General features: G+C 61.2%; 24 protein-coding genes, 1 pseudogene and 2 riboswitches. Of the genes and pseudogenes, 5 read left to right on the forward strand and 20 right to left on the reverse strand.

The genetic code is table 11. The annotated features are described in order from the left end of the window. Window positions 1-198: 198 nt before the first annotated feature. The 6 genes from pepN to RGV33_RS18905 are packed head-to-tail and all read right to left on the reverse strand — an operon-like array spanning window position 199 to window position 6,706. Window positions 199-2,856 carry an aminopeptidase N gene (pepN, locus tag RGV33_RS18880; RefSeq protein ID WP_322145594.1) on the reverse strand — a complete coding sequence of 886 codons (2,658 nt, stop codon included), beginning with the start codon at window positions 2,854-2,856 and terminating at the stop codon, window positions 199-201. 13 nt (window positions 2,857-2,869) lie between these two features. After that, window positions 2,870-3,700 carry a DUF2797 domain-containing protein gene (locus tag RGV33_RS18885; RefSeq protein ID WP_322148702.1) on the reverse strand — a complete coding sequence of 277 codons (831 nt, stop codon included), beginning with the start codon at window positions 3,698-3,700 and terminating at the stop codon, window positions 2,870-2,872. After that, a complete protein-coding gene (locus tag RGV33_RS18890; RefSeq protein WP_322145595.1) occupies window positions 3,697-3,957 on the reverse strand; it encodes a YeaC family protein in 261 nt (86 codons plus the stop codon). Before RGV33_RS18890 ends, RGV33_RS18885 begins: the two co-directional genes overlap by 4 nt. A 15-nt stretch (window positions 3,958-3,972) precedes the next feature. Next, complete coding sequence (locus RGV33_RS18895; protein WP_322145596.1) at window positions 3,973-4,848, reverse strand: rhomboid family intramembrane serine protease; 876 nt, start codon at window positions 4,846-4,848, stop codon at window positions 3,973-3,975. Further along, entirely contained in the window at window positions 4,845-5,819 is a 975-nt protein-coding gene (locus RGV33_RS18900) for a metallophosphoesterase (RefSeq protein ID WP_322148703.1), read from the reverse strand. The genes RGV33_RS18895 and RGV33_RS18900 overlap by 4 nt, the downstream gene beginning before the upstream one ends. Next, the gene (locus RGV33_RS18905) at window positions 5,816-6,706 is read right to left on the reverse strand and encodes an NAD(+) kinase (RefSeq protein WP_003217892.1); all 891 of its coding nucleotides are present in this window, start codon (window positions 6,704-6,706) and stop codon (window positions 5,816-5,818) included. The genes RGV33_RS18900 and RGV33_RS18905 overlap by 4 nt, the downstream gene beginning before the upstream one ends. Before the next feature lie 144 nt (window positions 6,707-6,850). On the opposite strand from RGV33_RS18905, the gene RGV33_RS18910 reads away from it, so the two are divergent. Beyond that, window positions 6,851-7,801, forward strand: coding sequence for a DUF1853 family protein (locus RGV33_RS18910; RefSeq protein ID WP_322145597.1), 951 nt, complete (start codon window positions 6,851-6,853; stop codon window positions 7,799-7,801). 60 nt (window positions 7,802-7,861) lie between these two features. Here the strand turns inward: RGV33_RS18910 and RGV33_RS18915 are convergent, their stop codons facing one another. The 14 genes and pseudogenes from RGV33_RS18915 to RGV33_RS18980 form a co-directional block, all read right to left on the reverse strand. Beyond that, entirely contained in the window at window positions 7,862-8,068 is a 207-nt protein-coding gene (locus tag RGV33_RS18915; protein WP_322145598.1) for a hypothetical protein, read from the reverse strand. A 189-nt stretch (window positions 8,069-8,257) separates the two neighbouring features. Beyond that, window positions 8,258-8,368, reverse strand: a pseudogene (locus RGV33_RS18920) (PAAR domain-containing protein); the annotation flags it as partial. Further along, the gene (locus RGV33_RS18925; protein WP_322145599.1) at window positions 8,365-10,707 is read right to left on the reverse strand and encodes a DUF2235 domain-containing protein; all 2,343 of its coding nucleotides are present in this window, start codon (window positions 10,705-10,707) and stop codon (window positions 8,365-8,367) included. The gene RGV33_RS18925 and the pseudogene RGV33_RS18920, both read right to left, overlap by 4 nt. Next, window positions 10,695-11,228 carry a DUF3304 domain-containing protein gene (locus RGV33_RS18930; protein WP_322145600.1) on the reverse strand — a complete coding sequence of 178 codons (534 nt, stop codon included), beginning with the start codon at window positions 11,226-11,228 and terminating at the stop codon, window positions 10,695-10,697. The genes RGV33_RS18925 and RGV33_RS18930 overlap by 13 nt, the downstream gene beginning before the upstream one ends. Then, window positions 11,225-11,455, reverse strand: coding sequence for a hypothetical protein (locus RGV33_RS18935; RefSeq protein WP_322145601.1), 231 nt, complete (start codon window positions 11,453-11,455; stop codon window positions 11,225-11,227). The genes RGV33_RS18930 and RGV33_RS18935 overlap by 4 nt, the downstream gene beginning before the upstream one ends. Beyond that, window positions 11,443-11,970 (reverse strand): DUF3304 domain-containing protein, encoded by a 528-nt coding sequence (locus tag RGV33_RS18940; RefSeq protein ID WP_322145602.1) that lies wholly within the window; start codon window positions 11,968-11,970, stop codon window positions 11,443-11,445. Before RGV33_RS18940 ends, RGV33_RS18935 begins: the two co-directional genes overlap by 13 nt. 214 nt (window positions 11,971-12,184) lie before the next feature. Further along, a complete protein-coding gene (locus tag RGV33_RS18945) occupies window positions 12,185-12,712 on the reverse strand; it encodes a DUF3304 domain-containing protein (protein WP_322145603.1) in 528 nt (175 codons plus the stop codon). Between the two features lie 52 nt (window positions 12,713-12,764). After that, on the reverse strand, window positions 12,765-13,535 hold the full coding sequence (locus RGV33_RS18950; RefSeq protein ID WP_322145604.1) for a DUF4123 domain-containing protein: 771 nt from the start codon (window positions 13,533-13,535) through the stop codon (window positions 12,765-12,767). Window positions 13,536-13,544: 9 nt separating this feature from the next. Continuing rightward, entirely contained in the window at window positions 13,545-15,944 is a 2,400-nt protein-coding gene (locus RGV33_RS18955; protein WP_322145605.1) for a type VI secretion system tip protein VgrG, read from the reverse strand. Window positions 15,945-16,056: 112 nt separating this feature from the next. Further along, window positions 16,057-16,659 carry a vWA domain-containing protein gene (locus RGV33_RS18960; protein ID WP_322148705.1) on the reverse strand — a complete coding sequence of 201 codons (603 nt, stop codon included), beginning with the start codon at window positions 16,657-16,659 and terminating at the stop codon, window positions 16,057-16,059. A gap of 53 nt (window positions 16,660-16,712) precedes the next feature. After that, the gene (locus tag RGV33_RS18965; RefSeq protein ID WP_322145606.1) at window positions 16,713-17,711 is read right to left on the reverse strand and encodes an ATP-binding protein; all 999 of its coding nucleotides are present in this window, start codon (window positions 17,709-17,711) and stop codon (window positions 16,713-16,715) included. Beyond that, the gene (gene cobN, locus RGV33_RS18970) at window positions 17,711-21,484 is read right to left on the reverse strand and encodes a cobaltochelatase subunit CobN (RefSeq protein ID WP_322145607.1); all 3,774 of its coding nucleotides are present in this window, start codon (window positions 21,482-21,484) and stop codon (window positions 17,711-17,713) included. Before cobN ends, RGV33_RS18965 begins: the two co-directional genes overlap by 1 nt. A 3-nt stretch (window positions 21,485-21,487) precedes the next feature. Beyond that, complete coding sequence (gene cobW / locus RGV33_RS18975) at window positions 21,488-22,549, reverse strand: cobalamin biosynthesis protein CobW (protein ID WP_322145608.1); 1,062 nt, start codon at window positions 22,547-22,549, stop codon at window positions 21,488-21,490. Window positions 22,550-22,641: 92 nt separating this feature from the next. Next, window positions 22,642-22,844, reverse strand: a riboswitch (cobalamin riboswitch). Next, window positions 22,841-23,359, reverse strand: coding sequence for a helix-turn-helix domain-containing protein (locus tag RGV33_RS18980; protein WP_322145609.1), 519 nt, complete (start codon window positions 23,357-23,359; stop codon window positions 22,841-22,843). It overlaps the preceding riboswitch by 4 nt. Before the next feature lie 112 nt (window positions 23,360-23,471). Here RGV33_RS18980 and fabF point away from each other — a divergent pair, with 112 nt between their 5' ends. From fabF to RGV33_RS19000, 4 genes are all read left to right on the forward strand, one after another. Beyond that, window positions 23,472-24,740 carry a beta-ketoacyl-ACP synthase II gene (fabF, locus tag RGV33_RS18985; RefSeq protein ID WP_322145610.1) on the forward strand — a complete coding sequence of 423 codons (1,269 nt, stop codon included), beginning with the start codon at window positions 23,472-23,474 and terminating at the stop codon, window positions 24,738-24,740. Window positions 24,741-24,776: 36 nt separating this feature from the next. Continuing rightward, window positions 24,777-24,994: riboswitch (cobalamin riboswitch) on the forward strand. Window positions 24,995-25,089: 95 nt separating this feature from the next. Further along, on the forward strand, window positions 25,090-25,278 hold the full coding sequence (locus RGV33_RS18990) for a CbtB domain-containing protein (RefSeq protein ID WP_003217883.1): 189 nt from the start codon (window positions 25,090-25,092) through the stop codon (window positions 25,276-25,278). 11 nt (window positions 25,279-25,289) lie between these two features. Further along, window positions 25,290-25,988 carry a CbtA family protein gene (locus RGV33_RS18995; RefSeq protein ID WP_322145611.1) on the forward strand — a complete coding sequence of 233 codons (699 nt, stop codon included), beginning with the start codon at window positions 25,290-25,292 and terminating at the stop codon, window positions 25,986-25,988. Then, window positions 25,985-26,377 carry a cobalamin biosynthesis protein gene (locus RGV33_RS19000; protein ID WP_322145612.1) on the forward strand — a complete coding sequence of 131 codons (393 nt, stop codon included), beginning with the start codon at window positions 25,985-25,987 and terminating at the stop codon, window positions 26,375-26,377. Before RGV33_RS18995 ends, RGV33_RS19000 begins: the two co-directional genes overlap by 4 nt. Window positions 26,378-26,419: the final 42 nt, after the last annotated feature.

Consider the following 26,419-nt stretch of genomic DNA (forward strand, 5'->3'; position numbering starts at 1 on the left):
CCCTTACCACAGGCAAGCTCCCTCACCAGAGGCAAGCCCCCTCACCACAGGCAAGCTCCCTCACCACAGGCAAGCCCCCTCACCACAGACAAGCCCCTTACCACAGGCATGCTCCCTCACCACAGGCAAGCTCCCTCACCACAGGCAAGCCCCCTCACCACAGGACGGTGTTTGGCCTTGAGTAAACAATCGCCTCAGTTATGCGAGGCTCTTGCTCACCACTTCAAACACATCACTGGACAGCTCGCCCGAAGCGCGAATCCGCTCCAGCTCACCTTTCATCAGCGCCTGGCGCGCGCTGTCATACTTGCGCCAGCGAGTCAGCGGCGCCAACTGCCGGGAGGCAATCTGCGGGTTGAAGCCATTCAGCTGGATCACCAAATCCGCCAGGAACCGATAGCCCGAACCATCTGCCGCGTGGAAGTTGATCAGGTTCTGCCCGGCAAACGCCCCCACCAATGCACGCACCTTGTTCGGGTTCTTGATGTTGAATGCCGGATGCTGCATCAACGCCTTGACCCGCTCCAGCCCGCCCGGCAAGCCACTGCCCGCCTGCACGCTGAACCATTGGTCCATGACCAGCGGGTTGTCCTTGAAGTTCTCGGCAAACACCGCTAGGGCCTTGGCTTTCTCTTCCTCGAACGGCGAATTGACCAACACCGCCAGGGCCGTCAGGCGCTCGGTCATGTTGTCACACGCGTCAAACTGCTCAAGCGTGGCCGCCAGCACTTCGGGCTTGCCGCTGAGCATCAGGTACGACAAGGCGATGTTCTGCAAGGCGCGACGGGCAAAGTGTTCCGCCTCGGCCACGTACGGGGTTTTCTTCGACAGGTCGCGATTGGCCTGGTACCGCAGCCACAAGCCTTCGAACAATTGGTCGGCCAGTTGCGTGCGGGCGAACTCGCGGGCCGCGTGGATGGCGTCGACGTCCGCCACTTCACTGATTTCAGTCAGGTAGGCTTCACTCGGCAGCGAGAGCATTTCGGCAACCATCGCCTGGTCCAGGCTCTGGTCGCTGAGCACGCTGCGCAGTGCGGTGATCAGGCGTTGGTCCAATGCCAGTGCCTTGCCTTGCTGGTGTTGACCGATCAGCTCCTGCAACACCTGCACCGACAGTTGCTGGCCAGCGTCCCAACGGTTGAAACCATCGCTGTCGTGCTGCATCAGGAACATCAACTGGTCGCGGTTGTACGGGAAGCTCAACTTCACCGGCGCCGAGAAGCCGCGCAGCAGCGAAGGCAGCGGGTGTTCGGTGATGTCGACAAAGGTGAAGGTCTGTTCGGCCTCGGTCACCGAGAGCACCCGGGATGTGGCGCCAGCAGTAGCCTCACCGGCGAGGCGCAAGGCAATACCCGCGCCCTTCGCGTCCAGCAGGCCCAGCTCGACCGGAATCACGAACGGCAGTTTTTCAACTTTGTCCGGGGTTTGCGGGCAGCTTTGACGGAAGGTCAGGCTGTAGGTTTTTGCCGCGGCGTCGTAGGACTCGCTCACCGCCAGGCGTGGCGTGCCCGCTTGGCTGTACCAGCGCTTGAACTGGGTCAGGTCAGCACCGTTGGCATCTTCCATGGCCTTGATAAAGTCGTCGCAGGTCACGGCCTGGCCATCGTGGCGTTCGAAGTACAGGTCGCTGCCTTTACGGAAGCCTTCGGCGCCGAGCAAGGTTTGGATCATGCGGACGACTTCCGAGCCCTTTTCGTACACGGTCAGGGTGTAGAAGTTGGAAATTTCGATAAAGCCGTCCGGGCGCACGGCGTGGGCCATCGGGCCGGCATCTTCAGCGAACTGGTGGGTGCGCAGGTAGGCCACGTCCTGGATACGCTTGACCGTCGCCGAGTTCATATCGGCCGAAAATTGCGAGTCACGGAACACCGTGAAGCCTTCCTTCAGCGACAGCTGGAACCAGTCGCGGCAGGTCACGCGGTTGCCCGACCAGTTGTGGAAGTATTCGTGGGCAACGATCGCCTCCACCCGCTGGTGAGCGGCGTCGGTGGCGGTTTCGGCGCGGGCCAGCACGGCGCTGGAGTTGAAAATATTGAGGCCCTTGTTCTCCATGGCGCCCATGTTGAAGTCGTTGACCGCCACGATCATGAAAATGTCGAGGTCGTACTCACGGCCATAGGCTTCTTCGTCCCAGCGCATCGACTTCTTCAGGCTGTTCATGGCGTGCTGGCACTTGTCGATGTTTTCCGGCTCGACATAGATGCGCAGCGCCACGGTACGCTCGGTCATGGTGATGAAGGTGTCTTCGACGCACCACAAATCACCGGCCACCAACGCAAACAGGTAAGCCGGCTTCTTGAACGGGTCCTCCCAGGTCGCCCAGTGCCGGCCGTCTTCGCCAGGGCCGGAGGCAATCGGGTTGCCGTTGGACAGCAGCACCGGATAGCTGTGCTGCTCGGCGATCACCGTGGTGGTGAACACGCTCATCACGTCCGGGCGGTCGAGGTAATAGGTGATCTTGCGAAAACCCTCGGCCTCGCACTGGGTGCAGAACATGCCGCTGGATTTGTACAGGCCTTCCAGGGCGGTGTTGGTTTCCGGGTGGATCTTCACCGTGGTGTCCAGGGTGAAGGTCGCACTGGTGGGGCGCACGGTCAGGTGGCTGTCGCTCAACTGGTAGTCGGCATCGGTCAGCTCCTGGTCGGCCAGGTTCACCGACACCAGCTCCAACTGCTGCCCATCCAGCACCAGCGGCGGCAAGCCGGCGCCGCGCTCGGGGTTGCGGCGCATCACCAGCTGCGCGTGGACCAGGCTGTGGTCCTCGAACAACTCGAAGGTCAGGTGCGTCTCGTCGATCAGGTAGTCCGGCGCCTGATAGTCCTTCAGGTAAATCATCTTCGGCTGTTCGGTGCGCATGTCTGTCGTCCTTCTACTGATGCACGGCGAGCTGGTAGGCCGTGTATTTACGAATGTTGATCACGCCGGTGTCGAAGATCAGGTATTGGCCCTTGATCCCCATCAGCGTGCCTTCGGCAATCGGGTTCTTGTCCAGGTTGAAGCTGACGATCTTGGTCGGATACTGCTCGATCGGGTAGCGGATTTCGATCGGTTCGATGTCGGTCACCGGTTGGATGGCCTGTAGGCCAAAGCGTTCCTGCAAACCGAGCAAACCGTCGGCACAACTGGCGAACAGTTCATCGCGTACCTGCGCAAGGTTGACGGCCTGGGCATCGCCCTTGAGCAGCGCGCGCCAGTTGGTCTTGTCGGCCACCTGGCTGCGGAACAGGTCTTCGACAAAGCCGGACTGCTGGCGCGTGGCAACCCGCATGATCGGCAGCGCCTGGCTGGCGCCCTGGTCCAGCCAGCGGGTAGGCAACTGACTGGCGCGGGTAATGCCGACCTTGATCCCCGACGAGTTTGCCAGGTAGACCACATGATCGGTCATGCAGAATGTTTCACCCCAGGCCGGATCGCGGCAGGTGCCGGCGTCGTAATGGCAGCGCTCGGGGCTCATGATGCACAGGTCGCACTGAGCGAGTTTAGTCATGCACGGGTAGCAGTAACCCTGGCTGAAACTGGTCTTGGTCTTGCGCCCGCAATGGGTGCAATGGATCGCACCGAGGTATTCCAGGCGTACGGTGGTGCCAATCAACGGGTTGACCGGCACCTCGATGTCGCCGAGGCGAAACGCGTATTGAACGGTCGGCTCACCCAACTGCGCCGACATCTTGCTGACTGCACCACGGCCAATCTCAATCAATGGATGGCATCCGACTTGAACAGGATGTTCGGCACCGGCGCCGACTTCGAGGCGCATTCCTGCGGGCCCATGTAGCCGGTGCGCTGGTCTTCCGGCAGGTTCTGCAGTTCCCAGGCAATCACTGCCTGCAACGACAGTTCACGCTGCTCGGCCGTGAGCTTGCGACCATCGGACCATTTGCCGATTTCCACGGCGAGCTTGAGGCTCTGGTAGATGTCCGGCGTGATGTTTTCGATCATTTCAACAAAAGAGGACATAAGACTCTTCCTTAACTAAATAGGAGACATTTTGCGGCGGCTGTACAAACCACCCAACAAACCGGTCAGGCAACCAATCACCAAGCCACCGACGTGGGCCGCGTTGGCGATTTCGCCGAAGCCGATCATCGAGACCAGGCCCGACAGGCACAGCACCAGCCACACCAGCATCATCACCAACACCCCGCGAGGCAGGCGATACGCCGGGTTCGGCGACAATAATTGATAGATCCAGCAATGCCCGAGCAAGCCGTACAGCACACCGGACAACCCGCCAAACAGGCCGGGGCCACCAAAAGAGTATTGCGCGTAGTTCGACACCAGGCTGAACAGCAGCGTCAGGCCCAGCAGATTGATACTGCCCTGGCGCAGCTCGATGCGCCGGCCCAGTTCCCAGTACCACATGCCGTTCATGGCCAGGTGCAGGATGCCGAAGTGGATCAGCATCGGCGTGACCAGCCGCCACCACTGCCCCGACGCCAGGCTGTCGGCCAACGGCGTGAAATGCAGGTACTCACCCGACACGCTGAACGGCAGGAACGTCAGCCAGCTCATGGCTTGCAGGTTATCCCCCAGCAGCGTCACGGCGCCGACGATGATGCTCAACAGCAGCACCAGCCCGGTCACCGGGCTGTGGCGCAACTGCTGGACAAAACCGGGGCGCTTGGTCGACGTTGCCTGTGCCGGGATATCGAGTTGCTGGTCCGGATCACCGGCAGGGAAGCGTTGGTACAAGACCTTCACGTCTTCGCTGATCGAATCGGGCACCCACAGCACCTGTTCCCCGGACTCTTCGCTGACGCGATGGGGCACTTGCATGCGCTGCAGCAACTTGACGAAACCACTTAAATCCACCGCCAGCGGCAAACGTAAAACAGCCACGGTACTCATGAAATAACCTCAGGGCGCTCGACATCGACCCAAACAAATTTACGTGGGTCCAGGCGGGTTTCCTGATCCAGCCGGTAAGCCACCAGCTTGCCGTAGAGCACTGCGCTGTAGTCCAGGCAGGCCAGGTTCGGGCGGATAGGCGCCGGTTTGCCGCTGCGCCAGTAGTGTCCGACGAACAGCAACGGCTCGTCGACGCCGTAGCGCAGCAGGGAATTTTTTTCGGTAGACGACAACGGTGTGGCCGCCACCGGTTCCGGCAGCGCATCGGGCTGGAACACGATGTCGCCGTAGGTTTTCGGGTCGTCTTCCCAGAATTTAGTGCGAAAGAAAGACCGCGTCAGGCCGTCGCCGCCGGTCAGGGTCAAGCCATCCGGCAGGCGCATGTCGGTGCCGCGCAGCAGGCGGTCGAAAGCGTTGCTGGCGAAACTACCGGGCACGGCGGCGGCCTGCAGGAAGTGCTGGTCGATGCAGCCATCCGGGAAGTGCGCGCGCAAAGGCTCGATAAAGCCATTGTCCCAGCAGGCGTGGACCACGCGGAACCGCCCGGCATCGACAAACAACGGCATGTCGTAGAACCAGCCGAGGAAGTCGTGCCAGTCCGCCGGGTGCTGTTCGAACTGGGTCAGGGTCTCGTGGATCAACCGCGCATGCCGTGGCGTGTGCTCGCGCACGAACTGCTTGCCGCTGCCAGGGGTTGCTGGCGTGCTCCAGCCCAGCGCGTTGAACTCATGATTGCCCATGATGCACAGCGCCTGGCCGGCCTCGGTCATGTCGTGGACGATATGCAGCGCCTCGCGAATGCGCGGGCCACGGTCAATGATATCGCCAAGGAACACGGCCATTCGCGACGGGTGGCGCCAGGTGCCGCCCTGCTTGTGGTAACCCAGTTGGTCGAGCAAGTGCTCAAGGGTATGAGCGCAACCGTGCACGTCACCAATCAGGTCGTAGCTACGCGCGGGATCGAGCATCAGTCGCCTCCACCCCCCAAGCGGCTGCCCCAGCCCAGCTTGGTGCGGCACACTTCGTAGTAGTTGTGATCCAGCGGGTGGATCAACCGCAGCTTCTGCGCCTTTTTGCTCACGGTGATGGTGTCGCCGGGGGCGCAGGTGAAATGGTTTTGCCCGTCACAGGAGACTTGCGGGTAGATCTGCATGTCTTTGGAGACCACGATTTTCAGCTCACTGTTGCCGTCGACCACGATGGGCCTGCTGGACAACATATGGGGGTACATCGGCACGATCACAATGGCATCCAGCTTGGGATGCATGATCGGGCCACCGGCAGACAGCGCATAAGCGGTGGAGCCGGTCGGCGTGGCGACGATCAGGCCGTCGGCCTTCTGGCTGCACACGAACTGGCCGTCGATGTACAGCTCGAACTCGATCATCCGCGTCGACTTGCCGGGGTGCAGCACCACGTCGTTGAGGGCGTCGCCCTGGCCGATGGCTTCGCCGTGGCGGCGCACTTCAGCTTGCAGCAGGAAGCGGTTTTCTACCAGGTAGTGGCCGTCCAGCACCTTGGCCACTTCCACTTCCAGCTCGTCGGGACGAATATCGGTGAGGAACCCCAGGCTCCCGCGGTTGATCCCCAACACCGGCACGTTATGCCGCGCCAGCGCCCGGGCGGCGCCCAACAGGCTGCCATCGCCGCCCACCACGATGACCATGTCGCAGACTTCACCGAGCATCTTGCGCGACGAGGTTTGCAGGCCGTGGCCCGGGAGGATTTCAGCGATGGTGTCTTCGAGGATCACATGCAGGTGGCGCTCGAGCAGAAACTTTTTCAGCCGGCGGACGGTGTCCAGCACCTGGGTACTGCCCAGGCGACCGATAATGCCGATATTGCGAAATTGCTCCATGGGGCTCCTGCGGGGTTCGGGTTCTGGCAAAAAAGAACGATTATGGGCGAAAGCCGGCGTTACACAAAATCCTTTGTCGCCGCAAACCCCAGACGACAACGGTTCTCAGCCACCTTGCCGGCCGTAAAAGGCTATGCTCGGACCATGACTCTGTTCCCTGATCTACAGCACCTGCCCCGCCAACTGCGTCACCCTGAGGTGCGCGACCTCGCGTGGGTGATGCTCGCCCCGCCGATGCTCGCACAAACGCCATGGCCGCAGCGCCACCCGCTGACCGGCAGCGACTGGGTGCAGGCCCCGCATTTGCTGGAACACTGGCTGCGCCAACTGGACCACGACAGCAGCACCTTGCTGCACTGGTTGAGCCAGGCGCGCACCCGTCGGCTGGGGCTGTATTACGAACGGCTGTGGCAGTTTGCGGTGCAGCACGCGCCGGGCGTGGAGCTGCTGGCGGCCAACCTGCCGATCCGCCAGGCCGGGCATACCCTGGGCGAGCTGGACATGCTGCTGCGTGACCGCGACGGCGTGCACCATCTGGAACTGGCGATCAAACTGTATCTCGGACCGCAGGACGGCGATGGCCGGGAAGCCGCGCAATGGCTGGGCCCTGGCTGCCATGACCGGCTGGACCGCAAGCTGGCCCACCTGGCCCAGCATCAACTGCCGATTTCCGCCCGGCCGGAAAGCCGCGAGGTCCTGGCCGCGCTGGATATCCAAGAGTTTGATGCCCATCTGTGGCTGGGCGGCTATTTGCTCTACCCATGGCCCGGCATGGCGCAGGCGCCGATGGGCGCGCATCCCCAGCACCTGAATGGGCGGTGGCTGCATCAGCGCGATTGGTCGCGGTTTATCGAACAAAGCCCGGCTGGACGCTGGCAACCTCTGCCCCGCCACGCATGGCTGGCGCCGGCGCACTACCCGGCGAACGAAGCCTGGGACGCGACCCGTATGCAGGATTGGCTGACCGCGTTGGACCCAATGTCGCCCGCGCAATTGCTGGTGCGCCTGGTGGAAAACCACGAGGGTGAATGGGAAGAGGCCGAGCGGTTGTTCCTGGTGGCGGATCTTTGGCCGAATGTGGCGGGTAATGGCTGATTGCACAGGTGACACGCGCACCTATCATCGCGATTGAAAGGTCGTCTTGACTCATACACGTCACTCTGGCATCGAGCGTCTGATTGGGTATTTTTCCGGACGGGGCATCACCCGCATGGCCTCTGCTGCAAGATTCTGGGGGAGCTTTACCGTAACGCTGACCTGTTCGCCATTCGGTGGTGGTAACAGTGTCCGGTTCTGAGCCCAGCCGCTGAAACCAAGCATTAACAACAACACACCACTGATGCGGATTAGGTAAGCATTCATATTTGTGCGCCTTCATGATCGATCCGGATGTTCATGGTTTGACCTTTTCCAATGGCTGAAGCGCTTGAGTGGTGACGGCGTGCCAGCGTACAGATTCAGGCCTGGGTGATCTCGATCATCACGTCAAACTCTCGCTCACGGCAGAAACGCTCAAGCGCCTCAGCGCCACCTTCAAAGGCCTGTGCTGGGGGCTCGATCGTCTACACAGGCCACAGGTTTACCAAAGGCCTCGTAGTGTCCCGACAACACCTCACCACCAAAGGGCCGCAACGGATCACCCACCCGTACCAGCGGCATCATGGCACCAGCTCCTTGGCCTGCTCGACCAAGCCGCCAGTACGCTTCAGATAGTCCAGCATGTTCTGCATGCGCAGGGTTTCTTCCCCCTCGATAATGGCTTGCGTTTGCTGCGCCACCACCTCACCGATCGCAAACGTCGGTTGCAGGATTTTCTCTGCCCCCGGCAGGAAAGGCTCGACTTTGCCACTGACGACGTTGATCACCTGGTAACCCACCGACGCAGCGCCCAACGTGCCCGCCATGCCTTTCCAGCCATGACGACGGATGCTGTACACCCCGCCCAGTACCAGCGCGATGCCCACCACACGCCCAGCCACCACCACCGGGGTCATGCGCTTGTTGGTCTCGCCTTCGAAATACACCATGCGGTAACGGAAGTAATCCCCCCACAACTCCCGTGAACTCGTAGTGTCGTGTAAAAACCAGGCACGCGAGTCATGCACCTGGTCATCAAACAGCGCGACCACCGCAGCCTTCTGCGGCGAGTCGCTGACGCGAAATCTATTGAGGTTGCTGCCGATTTCAACAAACAACTCCCTGGCGCGCGCTTCACCCTCGGCCTTGATCTGCTCATACTCCTGTTGCTCGTCGTCATCATTGAGCAGGTACACCGTGTCCCTAAGCGCTACATCCAGCACCCAGCCTTGCACGCTGCTCTGATCGCGCCGCCAACCCTGGTAGTCGTGTTCGAACTCCACGGCGGCTTCGCGGATCTGCTGCTGGTCCTTTACCGGCTCGTAAGCTGGCGGGCCGGCCGCCCCCAACAGAAGCTGTGCTTCGTTCTCGAGACCACGTGCCTCCTTGCGTTTTCTTTTGGCCTCGGCGATCTCGGCGTCACGTATAGCCTTTTGGGTTTTCTCCAGCGAAGCATTGGTTTGCGTGGCTTCGCCGAAGAAGGGTTGATTGACATAACTGCCACGGGCCAGGCGCTCGATGCGCCATCCGGTGAGCCAGGCCAATTGCGCGGCCATGGCGTCTTCGAGCGGATGACCGAGGCGCAAAGCTTCGGTGTTCGACGGGGTGGGTGGGTTGCTTTCTTCGGCCAGGCCCAAGGTGCTGCGCCAGGCGTTGAAGCGGTCGATGAGTACCCCATTAAGGGCAAATTCGTAGTCGGTCTCTGTCGACATGTTGCGCGCCGGTTGAATCTGCCGCAGTTTATCCGGCAGCACTTCCTCAGGGACCGTCAACGGTGCACCCGCTGCAAAGGCCTCCGCATACAGGTCATGCAGCACAATCTGCGACAGCAACTCGCCGGAACCGCCTCGGGCCTTGCCCTGATCCCCCGGTGGGTAACCGCCGCCCACATCCGAGTGCACGCCGGGGTAGATCACCTCCCGGGCGTAAGGGGGATAAAGACCGTCGGCGTAACGGATCGAGTCCAGTGGGAAACACAAGCGCTGTTCGTGGGCGGCAACAAAATGCCGGCAGACCTTGATCCACTCGGGGAATTTCTTGACATCGGGCAACTGCTGCGTGCCATCGGCCCAGTCCATATGCCCGTCAGCAAAGGGCGCGGCATGGGCGCTGCCCACCGAAGCCACGGTGTCCAGCAGGCCAAGAAACTCAATGGTCAACGGCATCCCGAGCAGTGCCTGCTCAGGGTGTTCGGCTCCTTCCGGGGTATCGAACAGTTCGCTCAACCAGGTAATGAAGGTACGGGCCTCCGCTGCGCCACGGGAAAAACCATAGACGAACAGCTTGATCGCGAGCAATTTTGGTTGCGCGGTTGCGACCTTGACCCGCAAGGGCTCCAGCAGCGAGGCCATGGCTTGGCGTCGGCTGTTTTTACCCAACGCCGTCAGTGGCCAAGTGGTAGCCATTGTTTTGAGCTTGGCCTGAGCGACCGACAGATCCAACCCCTGTTTGTTGTTCAGAGCGAAGGACATCGCATCTGCGATTCGCAACAACCCCCAATTGATCCTATCCTCGCCTCGATTGGCGAAGGCCAAACCGAACGTGCTGAAGTCCAGCTCACCGATTTCGGGGAAGGGAGTACCTACACCGGGGATGTAATAACGAAAATAGCCGCCTTCCGGCTGCTCCAGGCTGGCGTGGTAGAGCCGGGCGATATTGGTCGGATGGGGCGGTGTGGCCTTACGGGTGTCGTAGGGTTCGTTGTTGTTAGTACCGTCAAAGAACAGGCTGATATGCAAGCTACGGGCACAGGTGGAAGCACCTCGCAAACCGCGCTGGGCATTCAACTCCTGGCGATACTTCTGCGTCTCGGCCATTTGCAGGTCGTAATTATCGCTTACCTTCTGTGGATCACTGGGCAGACGCCCCGCCTTTGGAAATAAGGCCGGCACATAAACCGATTCGCTGCTCTTCACTTCGGACATACGGCTAACTCCTTCATTTCCAACGGTTCCTTGATTGGGCTATTGGGTGAGGGGTAACGCCAGCAGGACGTGGATACCTTGACTTGATTACAGGGCAAAAAATGCACTTCCAACGCACACAGCCTGTCTTCATAAGGGGGGAGTTCCACTATGGCGATATGCTGTTGGTAGTTCGCTTTATGTTTGGCGTAGGCCTCTTCATCAGGGCCGTACCCGGATGGTTTACGCTTGAGCCTCGCATAAGGATTAGGATCAGTTTCCCACTCTACTTTAAACTTCAGGCCTGGCTGCCATTGCCTTGGCAACATCGCACAGCACATCCCACCACCATAGCCATGTGGAGATATATTGGGACCACCATAACCATTCACGGAAAAATAATTAATGGCCGCCGACGTATGATTAACCCCGTTCAAATCCCCTCCCAAAAACTTTGACTCTCCCAGCGAGCATCCGGCAAGTAACACAAGCAAACAACCGCCCAGCCATTGGCACACAGCACTGCCACTTAAATAGCTCATCCTTTACTCCTTATTCGGTCTGACCTTATGGGCACCGCAGTTCGTAACGTCGCAAAACAAGCTGGGATGCAGCCTGCGCGGGCATTCAACCTCTGGCGATACTGCTCCGTCTCGTCCATTTTCAGGTCGTAATTATCGCTAACCATCTGTGGATCAGTAGGCAGGCGTCCTGCCTTCGGAAACAACGCCGGCACATAAACTGATTCGCTGTTTTTCACTTCGGACATACGGCTGGCTCCTTCATTTCCAATGGCTCCTTGATTGGGCTATTGGGTGAGGGGTAACGCCAGCAGGACGTGGATACCTTGACTTGATTACAGGGTAGAAAGTGTACTTCCAACGCACACAGCCTCTCCTCATATGGTGGCAGATCCACTATTACGCTGTGCTGTTGGTAATTAGTTTTATGTATGGCATACGCGGCTCGGTACGCATCGGTTCCTAAAGCGGGTAAACGCGCATTAGAATTCGGATCACTTTCCCACTCCACTTTAAGCTTCAAACCCGGCTGCCACTGCCTAGGCAACATCGCACAGCACATCCCACCACCATAGCCATGTGCAGATATATTGGGACCACCATAGCCATTCACGGAAAAATAATTAATGGCTGCCGACGTATGATTAACCCCGTTCAAATCCCCTCCCAAAAACTTTGACTCTCCCACCGAGCATCCGGCAAGTAACACAAGCAAACAACCGCCCAGCCATTGGCACACAGCACTGCCATTTAAATAGCTCATCCTTTACTCCTTATTCGGTCTGACCTTATGGGCACCGTAGTTCGTAACGTCGCAAAACAAGCTGGGATGCAGCCTGCGCGGGCATTCAACCTCTGGCGATACTTCACCGTCCGGGCCATTTGCAGGTCGTAATTATCGCTAACCGTCTGTGGATCAGTAGGCAGGCGTCCTGCCTTTGTAAATAAGTCCGGCACACAAACCGATTCGCTGTTTTTCACTTCGAACATACGGCTGGCTCCTTCATCTCCAATGGTTCCTTGATTGGGCTATTGGGTGAGGGGTAACGCCAGCAGGACGTAGATACTTTGACTTTATTACAGGGCAAAAAATGCACTTCCAACGCACACAGCCTGTCTTCATAAGGTGGAAGATCCACGATGGCGCTGTGTTGCTGGTAATTAACTTTGTGCTTGACCATAAAGGCACGAAACTCATCCGTGCCTAAAGGCGGAGATTTCGCATAAGGATTAGGATCAGTTTCCCACTCTACTTTAAGCTTCAGGCCTGGCTGCCATTGCCTTGGCAACATCGCGCAGCACATCCCACCACCATAGCCATGTGGAGATATATTGGGACCACCATAGCCATTCACGAAAAAATAATTAATGGCTGCCGACGTATGATTAACCCCACCCAAATTACCCCCCAAAAACTTTGACTCTCCCAGCGAGCACCCGGCAAGTAACACAAGCAAACAACCGCCCAGCCATTGGCACACCGTACTGCCGTTTAAATAACTCATCCGTTATTCCTTATTTGCGCTCACGTACGCCACAAACACCTGCGCCACTCAGCTAGGCAATATCCACGCTGCTCAAATGCAGCGTTGCGTATACTTTCAAATCGCCGAAGTAATTTTCCTGACTCGCCTGAAGCACTGCGCGATAGCAATAAACAAAACATTGCTCATGGGAAAGGTCCGGAAACTTCGCCCTGGCGACGTCTAACAAACTTTGCGCATCACTGATGCTGCCCAGCCGGTCAAATTGAGCGTCATCGAAGTTGATCGCAGGCAAGGTTTCAGCCAAGGTCTGGTTCGACCGATAGGTGCCAGGCTGCCAAACAGGCTGCTGGTCCCGGTCCAGCCAACTCCAGAACAGGGTTACGCGCTGAAATTGCTCTTTCTGTTCAGGGCTCAATACACTGGCCAACAACTCAGGCATTACACGGGGGTCGTAGAAGCGCAACAATCCAGACTGGCCTCCCCATTCAAGCTGCGAGAGGGCCTGAAGGGACTTGGCCAGAACATCAAACGGCATAGGTGAGATCAACAGCATCAGGCGTGGCAGATGCCCAACCTCTCCAACCAGCTCTTCCAGCCAGGCTCTGTGTCGCCAGTCGGCGAGGTTGATTCGCATCAGAATGGGCGCCTGCGTCAGCAGTGCTTCTTCTGGTGTTGCGCTGAACAAGGAAACCCAGGACAGGCCTGGTTCCATCAGACGAAGGGTCGGCAGTATGGATATATCCCAGGCTGCTTGATCAACCAAGACATCGACATGCTTCACGTTCGCGGAGTCGCACAGGCTTTCTATCTGCTTGATCCAGTGTGTGTAGTGTTCTTGCATTTTCTACCCTCAGCCGGCGGTGCGCATGACTGCGCCCGACGCTTGCGTTTGAGCAATTTTCAGACACTCTTTGCACACCGACTGCGGTAACTCGGGCATCGGAAAACTCTGGCTGGCCGTGGTTTCCCACACGTGCTGCCCCTTGAGATTGATTTTGCCGGGCGTGTGGATGTCAATGGCCCCGGCCGGGGTGATGCGGATGTAACCGCCGCCACACGCCAGGGTGATGCCGTTTTTGGCCGTTAGTTGTAGATGGCCCTGTACCGACTGCGCGGTGATGTCTTGCTGGGCAATCAGCTTCAACACGTCGCCGTGGGATTCGATTTCCAGCGGCCCCTTACCGGATACCAGGCGCATGCCTTCCTGCTGGGCCAGCAGGGAAATGGCCTGGTTAGCGTGGAGGGACAGGCGCCGGGCGGCGGCCAGGTTGATCTCGTCGTTGCTTTGCACGTACAGCGCCTCGCTGCTTTTAAGCAGCAGGCTGGCCGGTGTCACCGCGACAATGCCCTTGGGGGCGCTGAACAGGATGGCGGAAGCGTTCAGGTCTTTGGCACTGTCCTGAAGCCGCTGCAAACCGTCAATCGCGGGCTGGCGGCTATGGTGCGCTTGAGCGATTTCCCGCCAGTCGGCGATTTGCTGTTTCGCACCCTGAACCTGACTGGAAGCCGGTTCCATGGTCAGTACATTGCCACAGGCCTTAGTCTGCTCATCAGCACTGATAAACAGTCCCTTCCCGCCCCGGATCGCTCCCCATCCGTCAGTGCGCAGCTCAAACCCTTCCCCGCGTTTTTCGCGCTTGGCATCCACCAAATGCCCAAGATTCAACTGGCTCTTGCCACTGTGCTCAGTACTGAGCTTTACGTGCTCCTGCCCCCGCGTGTCGTCCATGCGCAATTTGTTGTTGGACGGTGTGCGCAGCACGTTGCGTTTGTAGTTGCGCAAGGTCACGTGATCCACGTGTTCGCTGTCGTGCAAGGCATGGGCGATGTAGGGCCGGTCCGGGTCGCCTTGTTCGAAGGCGATGGCCACTTCGGTGCCGGCAATCAGTGGCAGGTGCAGGCCGTGGGTATCGCCCGCGTACGGACGCGCCAGGCGCAGCCACATACTTTCCTGGCCGGGTTTCCAGGTGTCGCGGTCGAACAGGAAGTTCACGCAGTAGCGCCCTTCCAGGTCGATTTCGGCGTGAGGGTCGTTGGCCTGCGGGCTGGTGACGCGGGCCGGGAGGGTGCCGGCGATTTGCGGTTTGTCTTTCAGCTCCGGACGAAAACATACGGTTTCCGAGTAGGGAATGGCCTTGAAGCTGACGTCGAAACTGCGGTCGCGGGCGGCGCGGGTGGTCAGTTGGGTGATCACCGCGCCGGCGGCAAAGGCCTGTGGCGCGCCGCCGGATATTTTGAGTACCTGGCCGGGCGCCAAGGTGGCGCTGCTGCTGACGCCGCTGAGTTGCGTCTGGCCGTTGAGGTAACGCTCGTGGCGCAACCGGGCGTAAAAGTAGCCACTTTCACTTAGCAGGTCTTCGTCATAGGCGTAACGGTCGCCCATTTCTGTGTAGGGTTCGGCGTAGTGGTAAGCCTCGCCATAGGTGCCGCGGGCGCCACGGGTTTGGTCGATCTCGCCGTTCAAGTGGGCGGTGGCCACGCGGTGATGGTAGGTGCGGATATTGACGCGCTGCTCCACCACCTGATGGCTGGATTGCAGGTTCCACGCGCCGTCTTGGCCGGTGCTGCTGAGGCCGGAGGGCGGGCGGTAGGCAAGCTCGACATTGAACTGGTAATGACGTTGGTCGTCGTGGAATTCCACCACGTCGATGTTCAGGCGTTCGTCGCGGGTGAAGCGGTACCAGATGCCCACATCGGCCAGCAGGCGGCTGATGAAGGCCAGGTCGCTTTCGCCGTATTGCATGACCTGTTGGCGCTTGGGGTATTCGCGTACGAGGTTGAAGAAGAAGTCCTGGCCTTCAAAGTCGTGGCGGCTGCGCAGGATGCTTTCGACAATTTGCGGGACTGCCTGGTGTTGGTAGATGCGAAACTGTCGGCCGTGACGCAGCAGGGCAAAGTGCGGTTCCAGGGTAATTTCGTAGCGGGCTTCATCAGCAGAACCCGACAGGCGTTTGAAGCCGGTGACCACGCCATGCAGCGTGCGCAATGGGCCGGTAACCGGCGGGATGTAGCGGCGCATCGGCGGTTTGTGCGGTGCGCCGTACAAGCTGAACGTGGCGTTTTGACCGAGCATTATTTCAGCGGCGATGTCACCGTCGATGCAGGTGAACTCGATACGGTAGCTGAACAGTTCGCTCAGGCCTTCGGTGCCCTCGAAGGCAAGAACGTCGAGCACAGCATTCACGTCGCGAACGGTGAGTTTGTGGCGGCTGTGGTCGAAGAAAAAACTGGGTAATACGCTGGAGGTCATTCCTTGAATCTCTGGTTCTACGAGAGACCAGAGAGTAAAGAGTAGCTATCAGCGATTAATGTCAGAAGGTTCCTCTTTACAAGCAGGGTGCTTCCCAATTGAGTTTTTCCGTCTACAAACTATCGATATGCCGATAATCAATCTGTAACCCGCCAGCCAACTGCTTGGCGCGCCCCAGCCGAATGGCGCCCCGCTCGATATCCACCAGCAAGCCCGGGCAGTCCAGCGGCGGCAACCCCGCCACATCCTTCAGCCGCCCATCGGTGACCACCAGCACACGCTGCTGCTCTGCCGGATAACGCTTGCGCCGTGCTGCCAACCAATGCCCCGCTTCGTTCAGCGCCGCGAGCAATGGCGTGCCGCCGCCCGCACCGAGCCCGTCAAGCCAGTGATTGAGCCCTTTGGCCGCCTTCAATCCCTGCACCTGCCACTTTGGCGATTGCCCGCTCACCGTAAGCAACGCCATACGCGCCCGCTGCCGGTAGGCATCGTCAAACAACTGGGCCAGCAGCCCCTTGGCATCACTCAGCGCCTGATGCCGCCGGGTGGAGGCAGACGCATCGACAATCACCAGCCATAGTTCATGGGGCGTACGGCTACGCAGTTGATACAGCAGGTCTTCACGGCGTTGCGGCCGCCCGCCGAGCAGGCTGCCCGGCCAGTTGATCGAACCTTCGGTCGCGCTGCGTGCCTGCCCTCGCCTGCCCTTGTTCAGCCGACCCGCCTTGGGCCGTGCATCCGCCCCCGCGTCAGATTTGGGGCGAATGCCTAGGGCTTTTTTGGCCAGGTGGGCACCTCTCGGCGAGCGCCTATTGGCAAAGCGGGCGCGGGCATGTCGCCCCATTGGCCCTGGCCTTCCGGCGAATCGTTGGGCTTGGGTGATTGACCGCCATCGGGCGGTGTCGAAGGCGGTGACTGCGCCTGGCGACGATGGCGCAGGGCGAACTCCGCAACGGCTTCGATATCTTCTTCGCTGATAGCTGCCGCGCCGCGCCAGGCAGCATGGGCACGGGCGCCGCGCAGCCAGACCAGGTCGGCGCGCAAGCCATCGACGCCTGCGGCGAAGCAGCGCTCGGTAATCTGCGCCAGCGCCTGGTCATCCAGTGGGATACTGTCCAACAACGCCCGCGCCTGGGTGCAACGCTCCCGCAACGCGGCTTGCTGGTCGGCCCATTGCGTGCAAAAACCTTGAGGGTCGCTGTCGAAGTCCAGCCGGCGACGGATGATCTGCCCGCGCTCGGCCGGCTGGGTGTGCCCGCTCAACGCCACGTTGAAGCCAAACCGGTCGAGCAGTTGCGGGCGCAACTCGCCCTCTTCCGGGTTCATGGTGCCAATCAGCACAAAGCGCGCCGAATGCCGGTGGGAGATGCCGTCGCGCTCGATCAGGTTGGTGCCGCTGGCGGCCACATCCAGCAGCAGGTCCACCAGGTGATCAGGCAGCAAGTTGACTTCATCGACATAGAGCACGCCGCCGTCAGCCTTGGCCAGCACACCGGGGGAGAACTGTGCGCGGCCTTCGCCCAGCGCGGCGTCCAGATCAAGGGTGCCGACCAACCGTTCCTCGGTGGCGCCCAACGGCAGCGTGACGAACTGGCCGCTGGCGAGCAGGTCGGCCAGGCCACGGGCCAGGGTAGACTTGGCCATGCCACGTGGGCCTTCGATCAGCACACCGCCGATCTTCGGGTCGATGGCGGTCAGGCACAGGGCCAGTTTCAGGTCCTCGGCGCCGACAACGGCAGACAGCGGGAAATGCGGGAGGTCGGTCATCAACTGCCTTCTTCTATATCCAACAACAGGTTTTCCAACGCCTCGCGGTACGCCCCGGGCTCCTGCCACATGCCGCGCTGCTGGGCTTCGAGCATGCGCTCGGTCATGTCCCGCAGGGCATCCGGGTTGTGCTGCTGCACAAAGGCGCGGGTGTGCGGGTCGAGCAAGTAGGCATCGGCCAGCAACGCGTATTGATGATCGTCGATCAGCGCCGTCGTGGCGTCGAACGCGAACAGATTATCCACGGTGGCCGCCATCTCGAACGCACCTTTGTAGCCGTGGCGCTTGACCCCTTCGATCCACTTCGGGTTGGCCGCCCGGGCACGAATCACCCGGTTCAACTCTTCCTTCAGCGTGCGCACCTTCGGCAGGTCCGGCTGGCTGTGGTCGCCATGATAACTGGCGGCCTTGTCGCCGCTCAGGGTTTCCACGGCGGCGAGCATGCCGCCCTGGAACTGGTAGTAATCATTGGAGTCGAGCAGGTCGTGCTCGCGGTTGTCCTGGTTCTGCAACACCGCCTGCACCTGGCTCAAACGCTGGGCAAACTGTTCGCGGGCGGCGGTACCTTCGTCGGCGCCGCCATACGCGTAGCCGCCCCAGTTCAGGTAAACCTCGGCCAGGTCTTCGCGGCTCTGCCACAAGCGCCCGTCAATTGCGCCCTGCACGCCGGCACCGTAGGCACCGGGCTTGGCGCCGAAGATCCGCCAGCCGGCCTGCTTCGCCGCCGCTTCTTCGTCCAGGCCCGACAGGCGCAACGCTTCGCGCTCGCTGCGTACCTTGGCCGCCAGCGGGTTCATGTCGTCGGGTTCGTCCAGCGCCGCCACGGCTTGCACTGCCGCGTCGAACAGGCGGATCAGGTTGGCAAACGCGTCGCGGAAGAACCCTGACACGCGCAAGGTCACGTCCACACGCGGGCGGTCCAGCAGGCTGATCGGCAGGATTTCAAAGTCATCCACCCGCTGGCTGCCCGTGGCCCACACCGGGCGCACGCCCATCAGCGCCATGGCCTGGGCGATGTCATCGCCGCCGGTGCGCATGGTGGCGGTGCCCCACACCGACAGGCCCAGCTGGCGCAGGTGGTCGCCGTGGTCTTGCAGGTGGCGCTCAAGAATCAGGTTCGCCGACTGGAAGCCGATGCGCCAGGCGGTGGTGGTGGGCAGGTTGCGCACATCCACCGAGAAAAAATTGCGACCGGTGGGCAACACGTCCAGGCGGCCCCGGCTCGGCGCGCCGCTCGGCCCTGCTGGCACAAAACGCCCGCCCAGGGCATCGAGCAAGCCACGCATTTCCGCCGGGCCGCAGGCATCCAGGCGCGGTGCGACGACGATGCGCAGGTTCTCGATCAGCGCTTTTACGTCCTCCCAGCCCGGCTCTTCAAGCTGTTCCACCGGGCCTTCCAGTGCCTGCTCGATCAGCCGCGCGGCGTACAATTCCAGGCGCTCACGGGTGTCACCGGCGGTGCGCCATAATTGCGTGTCGATCTTCTGCAACACCAGCGGGCGGCGCCCGGTCCACGGTTCGGCCAGGGCGCAATCCAGCGGGTCGAAGACCAGTTCAAAAGCCTTGGCCAGCACCCGCAGCAGGCTCGATTGCGGCCCGCGCCCGTCGCCACGGGGGATGCGCAACAACGCCAGCAAGGTGTCGATGCGCAAGCGGCCTTCAGGCGATTCACCGAAGATGTGCAGGCCATCGCGAATCTGCGATTCCTTCAAGTCACACAGGTAAGTGTCCAGGCGCGGCAGCCAGATCGCGGCATCGGCGTCGCTGTCGAGGTTTTCGTCCAGCGCCAGCTCCTGGTCAATCCGGGTTTCCCGCACCAGCTTGAGGATGTCTTTTTGCAGCTCGCGGGCACGCCGTGGGTCAAGCAATTGCGCTTCGTAATACTCGTCGGCCAACAGCTCCAGGTCACGCAGCGGGCCATAGGTTTCGGCGCGGGTGAGCGGCGGCATCAGGTGGTCGATGATCACCGCCTGGGTGCGGCGCTTGGCCTGGGCGCCCTCGCCCGGGTCGTTGACGATAAACGGGTAGATATTCGGCAGCGGCCCCAGCAATGCGTCTGGCCAGCAATGTTCCGAAAGCCCGACGCCCTTGCCCGGCAGCCACTCCAGGTTGCCGTGTTTGCCGACGTGGATCACGCCATGGGCGTCGTAGGTCTGGCGCAACCAGAAGTAAAACGCGAGGTAGCCGTGTGGCGGCACCAGGTCCGGATCGTGGTAGACCGCGCTGGCATCCACCTGGTAGCCCCGGGCTGGCTGGATGCCGACGAAGGTCAGGCCAAAGCGCAGGCCGGCGATCATCATGCGCCCATCGCGAAACATCGGATCGGTGTGTGGCGTACCCCAACGTGCCAATACCGCCTGGCGATTGGATTCGGGCAAGCGGTTGAACATCGCCTCGTAGTCGTCCAGCGCCAGGCTTTGGTGGCACGGACGCAGGTCCAGGCTGTCCAGGTCGTTGCTGACACCACCCAACAACGCCTGGATCAACGCCGTGCCGCTGTCCGGCAATACGTCCGGCAGCGGATAACCTTCAATCTTTAATGCTCGCAGGATATTCAGTGCGGCGGCTGGCGTATCCAGGCCCACGCCGTTGCCGATACGCCCGTCCCGCGTCGGGTAGTTGGCGAGGATCAGCGCGATGCGCTTTTCGGCGTTCGGCACCCGCGCCAGTTCGACCCAGCGCCGCGCCAGTTCGGCGACAAAATCCATACGCTCCGGCTGCGCGCGGTAGCACACCACATCGGATTGGCTGCGCTCGCTGCGCCAGGCCAGGTCCTTGAAGCTGATGGGCCGGCTGATGATGCGCCCGTCCAGTTCCGGCAAGGCAATGTGCATCGCCAGGTCGCGCGGGCCCAGGCCTTGCTCGCTGGCTTGCCAGCCGGGTTCGTTGTCTTGGGCGCAAATCGCCTGGATCACCGGGATATTGCGCCGAAACGGCCGCAGGTGCGGTGCTTCGGGGCTGGATTGAGCGAAGCCTGTGGTGTTCAGAATCACCGCGGCGTGCACTTCGTCCAGCAGGTCTTCAACCACCGTCAGGCAGCCGGGCTCTTTCAAACTGGCCACTGCCATCGGCAATGGGTTCAACCCCGCCGCCTGCAAGCGTTGGCAAAAAACATCGATAAAACCGGTGTTGGCTGCCTGCAAGTGCGAGCGGTAGAACAGCACCGCCGCCACCGGAAAATCAGGCTGCCAATCGGCCTGCCAATCGTTGAGACGGGCATTGGCTTTGTGCGGGTGATAAATCGCCGTGCGCGGCAAGGTTTGCGGCTCGCTCCAGGCGTAATCGCGGCCGAGGTAGCCAGCCGCCAGGCAACGATAGAAATCCAGCGCGTTACCCAGGCCGCCCTGGCGCAGGAACTGCCAAAGCCGGTCGCGCGCCTCGGCATCCACGGTGCTGAGGCCGCTGAGTTCAGGGTCTGGCCGATCATCCCCCGGCACCAGGATCAACTGCACACCGCGTTCGGCCAACTCCACCAGGCGCTCGATACCATAACGCCAATAACCGATACCACCGTGCAGCGAAATCAGGATGACCTTGGCGTGGCGCAGCACCTCGTCCACGTACAAGTCGACCGACGCATGGTTTTGCACCTGCATCGGGTTGGCCAGGCGCAGGCTCGGGTAATCCTCGGGCAACTGCTGGGCCGCTTCGGCCAGCAGCGCCAGGCTGGAATCGCCGCTGCACAGGATCACCAGCTCGGCGGGGGTTTGGCCAAGGTCGGCAATGTTGTCATCCGAAACGAAACCGCCGGGCTGGGTCCTGAGCAGGTGCATGGGTCAGACGCTGAGGGCAGCGCGCAATTGCGCTTCGAGCAAGGTGGCGTCCAGTTCTTGGCCGATCAGCACCAAGTGCGTGGCACGTGGCTCATCGGCGCGCCAGGCGCGGTCGAAGTGCTTGTCGAAACGGGTGCCCACGCCCTGGATCAGCAGGCGCATCGGCTTGTTCGGGATCGCCGCGAAGCCTTTGACCCGCAGGATGCCGTGCTGCACCACCAGTTGGGCCAGGGCGTCCAGCAGCAGGCTTTCGTCGGCCTGGGGCAGTTCGATGGAGATGGAGTCGAAGGCATCGTGATCGTGGTCGTCCTCACCTTCGTGGTGATGGTCGTGGTGGCTGTGGCGGCCGTCGATGTGCTCTTCGGAGCCTGCGCCCAGGCCGATCAACACGTCCAGTGGCAGGCGACCGCTGCTGGCTTCGATGACTTTTACCGCTGGCGGCAGCTCTTCAGCCACCTCCAGGCGCACACGGGCCAGGTCTTCAGGGCTGATCAGGTCGCACTTGTTGAGGATCACCAGATCGGCGCTGGCCAGTTGGTCGGCGAACAGCTCGTGCAGCGGCGATTCGTGGTCCAGGTTCGGGTCGAGTTTGCGCTGGGCATCGACCTGGTCCGGGAAGGCGGCGAAGGTGCCGGCGGCCACGGCCGGGCTGTCGACCACGGTGATCACCGCGTCAACGGTGCAGGCGCTGCGGATTTCCGGCCACTGGAATGCCTGAACCAACGGCTTTGGCAGGGCCAGGCCCGAGGTTTCGATGAGGATATGGTCGAGGTCGCCGCGACGGGCCACCAGTTCGCGCATCACCGGGAAGAACTCTTCCTGGACCGTGCAGCACAGGCAGCCATTGGCCAATTCGTAGACGCGGCCGTTGGCTTCTTCTTCAGTGCAGCCGATGGAGCATTGCTTGAGGATTTCACCGTCAATGCCCAACTCACCGAACTCGTTGACGATCACCGCGATGCGGCGCCCCTGGGCGTTGTCCAGCATGTGGCGCAGCAAGGTGGTCTTGCCCGAGCCAAGGAAGCCGGTGACGATGGTGACGGGGAGTTTGGCCAGTGTTTTCATCGGATGCCCTTTGGGGCGGGCATACGGGACGAGTGGCCCTGCGCGGGTGCGCAGAAGCAGAATTCGCCACCGGATCACCCCGCCCGGTTGAAGTAGAAAATCGGTTGCGAGGCAGGTCTCCTGGCTTGGGGCTTGCCGGCAGTGAGGCCGGCGCTGGCTGCGCCTTCCCGCCTGGTTCAGGCAGTGGCGTGGCAGTCAGATGAACCCTTTACAGTTGCGGGGGCAGCCGCGGCATCGACCGCGTTCCCTTCTTAGCTTCGGCCTGGGCCAAAGAACCTCGAAGGTGCAAGGCTACGCAGTGCGCGGGGACGGGTCAACGTCCGAACGTTTGGAGCGAATCAGCGCCAGGCGCTCCAGCATGCCCTCGCTCGCTGCTGGCCCGGCTTGAACGCTGCATTGCTCGACGGACACGCGCGCACCGTCGGCATCTACCACGGCCACCTCCACCGGGCGCCGGGTTTCGCGGTCGACCAACTGCAGGCTTTCACCTTCGGTGGCGAAATGGCGGTTGCCCCAGCCGATGAATGCCATGATTACCACGCGAAAATCCTCGCCAGCCGGCGTCGGCACGTACTCAAAACGCGGCGGCCGCTCGCTGTATTGCTGGCGCGCAAGCAGCCCCGCTTCCACCAGGCTGTTGAGCCGGCGCGTGAGCATATTGGGGGCGATCCCCAGGCTCTGGGAAAACTCGTCAAAGCGCCGCAAGCCTTGCAGCGCATCGCGCATGATCAGGATGCTCCACCACTCGCCGACCCTTTCCACTGCGCGCGCTACCGGGCATTCGGCGTTAACCAGCGACGTACGTTGCATTGCAGTTCCTCTGTGGGCGAGCCCGAAAATTTAAGCTATCCGATGTTACTTTCATGATGATAGCTTCGTCCATGCATTGCTACCAACCTGAAATTTGCGGAGCTAAGCGATCATGAGTAAGCGAATTGTTGTGACCGGCATGGGTGCAGTGACCCCGCTGGGAACCGGCGTGGAACAGACCTGGAAACGCCTGCTGGCAGGTGAGTCCGGCATCCGCAGGCTACCCGAGGAATTGGTCGGCGACCTGGCAATCAGCATTGGCGGCCAAGTTCTGAACCGTGCCCAGGACCCGGAAGCCGGGTTTGACCCGGACACTGTCATCCCGGCGAAAGAACAGCGCAAGATGGATCGGTTCATCGTGTTTGCCCTGGCCGCCGCCCAGGAAGCCCTGGCGCAGGCTGGCTGGAGCCCGCAAACGCCAGCGCAACAGGAACGTACCGCAACCATTATTGCTTCCGGAGTGGGCGGTTTCCCGGCGATCGCCGAGGCCGTTCGGACCGCTGACAACAAAGGCCCGCGCCGCCTGTCGCCGTTCACGATTCCGTCATTCCTCGGCAACATGGCCGCCGGGCACGTGTCGATCCAGCATCAGTTGAAAGGCCCGCTCGGCTCCCCCGTCACCGCGTGCGCCGCCGGCGTACAGGCGATTGGTGATGCCGCACGCATGATCCGCGCAGGCGAGATAGACATCGCCGTGTGTGGCGGCGCCGAAGCGTGTATTCACCGGGTGAGTCTTGGCGGGTTTGCGGCCGCGCGTGCGCTGTCGCACGGTTACAACGACACGCCGGCACTGGCCTCGCGCCCGTTTGACCAAGGCCGCGACGGGTTTGTGATGGGCGAAGGGGCCGGGTTGTTGGTGATCGAGGAACTGGAGCATGCACTGGCTCGGGGCGCGACGCCTATTGCAGAGTTGGTGGGCTACGGCACCAGTGCCGACGCCTATCACATGACTTCGGGGCCGGAAGATGGCTCGGGAGCCCGTCGGGCGATGGAACTGGCGATTGCACAGGCGGGGATCAGCGCGGTACAGATCCAGCATTTGAACGCGCATGCCACGTCGACACCCGTGGGCGACAATGGCGAGTTGGCGGCGATCAATTCGCTGTTCGGAGCCAATTCCAGTGTCGCGATCAGCGCCACCAAGTCCGCCACCGGCCACTTGTTGGGCGCAGCGGGCGGGATTGAGGCGATATTCACCGTGCTCGCCCTGCGCGACCAGATCGCCCCGGCCACCCTCAACCTGGACAACCCGGACCCCGCTGCCAGCGGACTGGATATGGTCCGTGGCCAAGCCCGACCATTGCCGATTGAATACGCGATCTCCAATGGGTTCGGGTTTGGTGGCGTGAACGCCAGCGTGCTGTTCAAGCGCTGGGCGTAAGCCGGCGATTTGACGCCCATCGCCCGCCCATGCTCTCCTACACATCTTGTTTCGGGTGCCCTTCACAGGGTGAAACGGGAAACCGGTGAGTCATGTGCCTTAATTCAAGGCCGTGACGAGTCCGGTGCTGCCCCCGCAACGGTAAGCGAGTGAAGCATCAAATCCACTGTGTCTCTACGGCATGGGAAGGTGATGCTTTGAAGGCCAAAAGCCCCTCGCAAGCCCGGAGACCGGCCCGAAAAAATCAGATAACAAACCCGCGGTGGGCGGGCGCTGTTCGAAACCCTGCGTGCCTGGCTCGCGGGGTTTTCATGCGCTCGTGCACCCTGAAACCTTGAAGGGACGCGCCATGTCGATCATCAGCAGCACCGCCTCTACCGCCAGCACCACCGCCACCCTGAGCCAACGCCTGACTGCCGCCATTGGCGCATCGATCCTTGGCGCGTGCCTGGTGTATTTTGCCGGGTTCTCGCACATCGAAGCGGTGCACAACGCCGCTCACGATACCCGCCACAGCGCCGCGTTCCCGTGCCACTGAGGCCTGCCGAGATGATCAAGCGTATTGCCCAAACCGCAGGTTTCACGGGTCTTTTGGCCGCCCTGTTGCTGACCTTGCTGCAAAGCTTTTGGGTCGCACCGCTGATTCTGCAGGCGGAAACCTTTGAAAACGCCCCGGCCGCCACCGAAGTGCATGAGCATGCCAACGCCACGGCCCACACCCACGACGCCGAAGCCTGGGAGCCGGAAGATGGCTGGCAGCGTGTGCTGTCGACCACTGGCGGCAACCTGGTGGTCGCAGTGGGTTTTGCCCTGATGCTCGCCGGCCTGTACACACTGCGTGCGCCGACCCGCACGGCTCAAGGCCTGCTCTGGGGCCTGGCCGGTTACGCCACCTTCGTTCTGGCGCCGACCCTTGGTTTGCCGCCTGAGTTGCCGGGGACTGCTGCTGCGGATCTGGCACAACGGCAGATCTGGTGGATCGGCACGGCGGGTTCTACCGCTGCCGGTATCGCGCTGATCGTGTTCGGTCGCAACTGGCTGTTGAAAGTGCTGGGCGTGGCGATTCTGGCAGTGCCTCATGTGATTGGTGCGCCACAGCCTGAAGTCCACTCGATGCTGGCGCCCGAGGCGCTGGAAGCACAGTTCAAGATTGCCTCGCAGTTGACCAACGTCGCGTTCTGGCTGGCGCTGGGCTTGATCAGTGCCTGGTTGTTTCGCCGCAACCGTGACGGCCAGTATTCGGCATGATCCTGGCGGTTGGCCTGGGTTGCCAGCGGGGTTGTTCTGTCGACGCCCTGCTTGACCTTTTCAACGCTGCCCTCGCAGAGAGTGGCGTTGAGCGCCAGCGCATTACAGCGCTGGCCAGTCTTGACCGCAAGCAGGATGAGCCGGGGTTGCTGGCGCTGGCGCAGGTTTTGAAGCTGCCGCTGAGGTTTTTCAGTGCGGCGCAACTGGCGCCGTATGAAGGCCAATTAAGCCATAAGTCCGACACCGTCTTTGTGCACACTGGCTGCTATGGCATCGCTGAAAGTGCCGCCTTGGCCCTGGCAGAACACCTATCCCAACGCCCTGCAACGTTGTTGGTCACCCGCAAAAAAACCGCGATGGCTACCTTTGCATTGGCTTGCGCCGGCTGAAGTCCCGATAATCGTCAGCTTCGATCATGAGCAATCTTCATC

The organism is Pseudomonas sp. Bout1, assembly GCF_034314165.1.
Lineage (GTDB): Bacteria > Pseudomonadota > Gammaproteobacteria > Pseudomonadales > Pseudomonadaceae > Aquipseudomonas.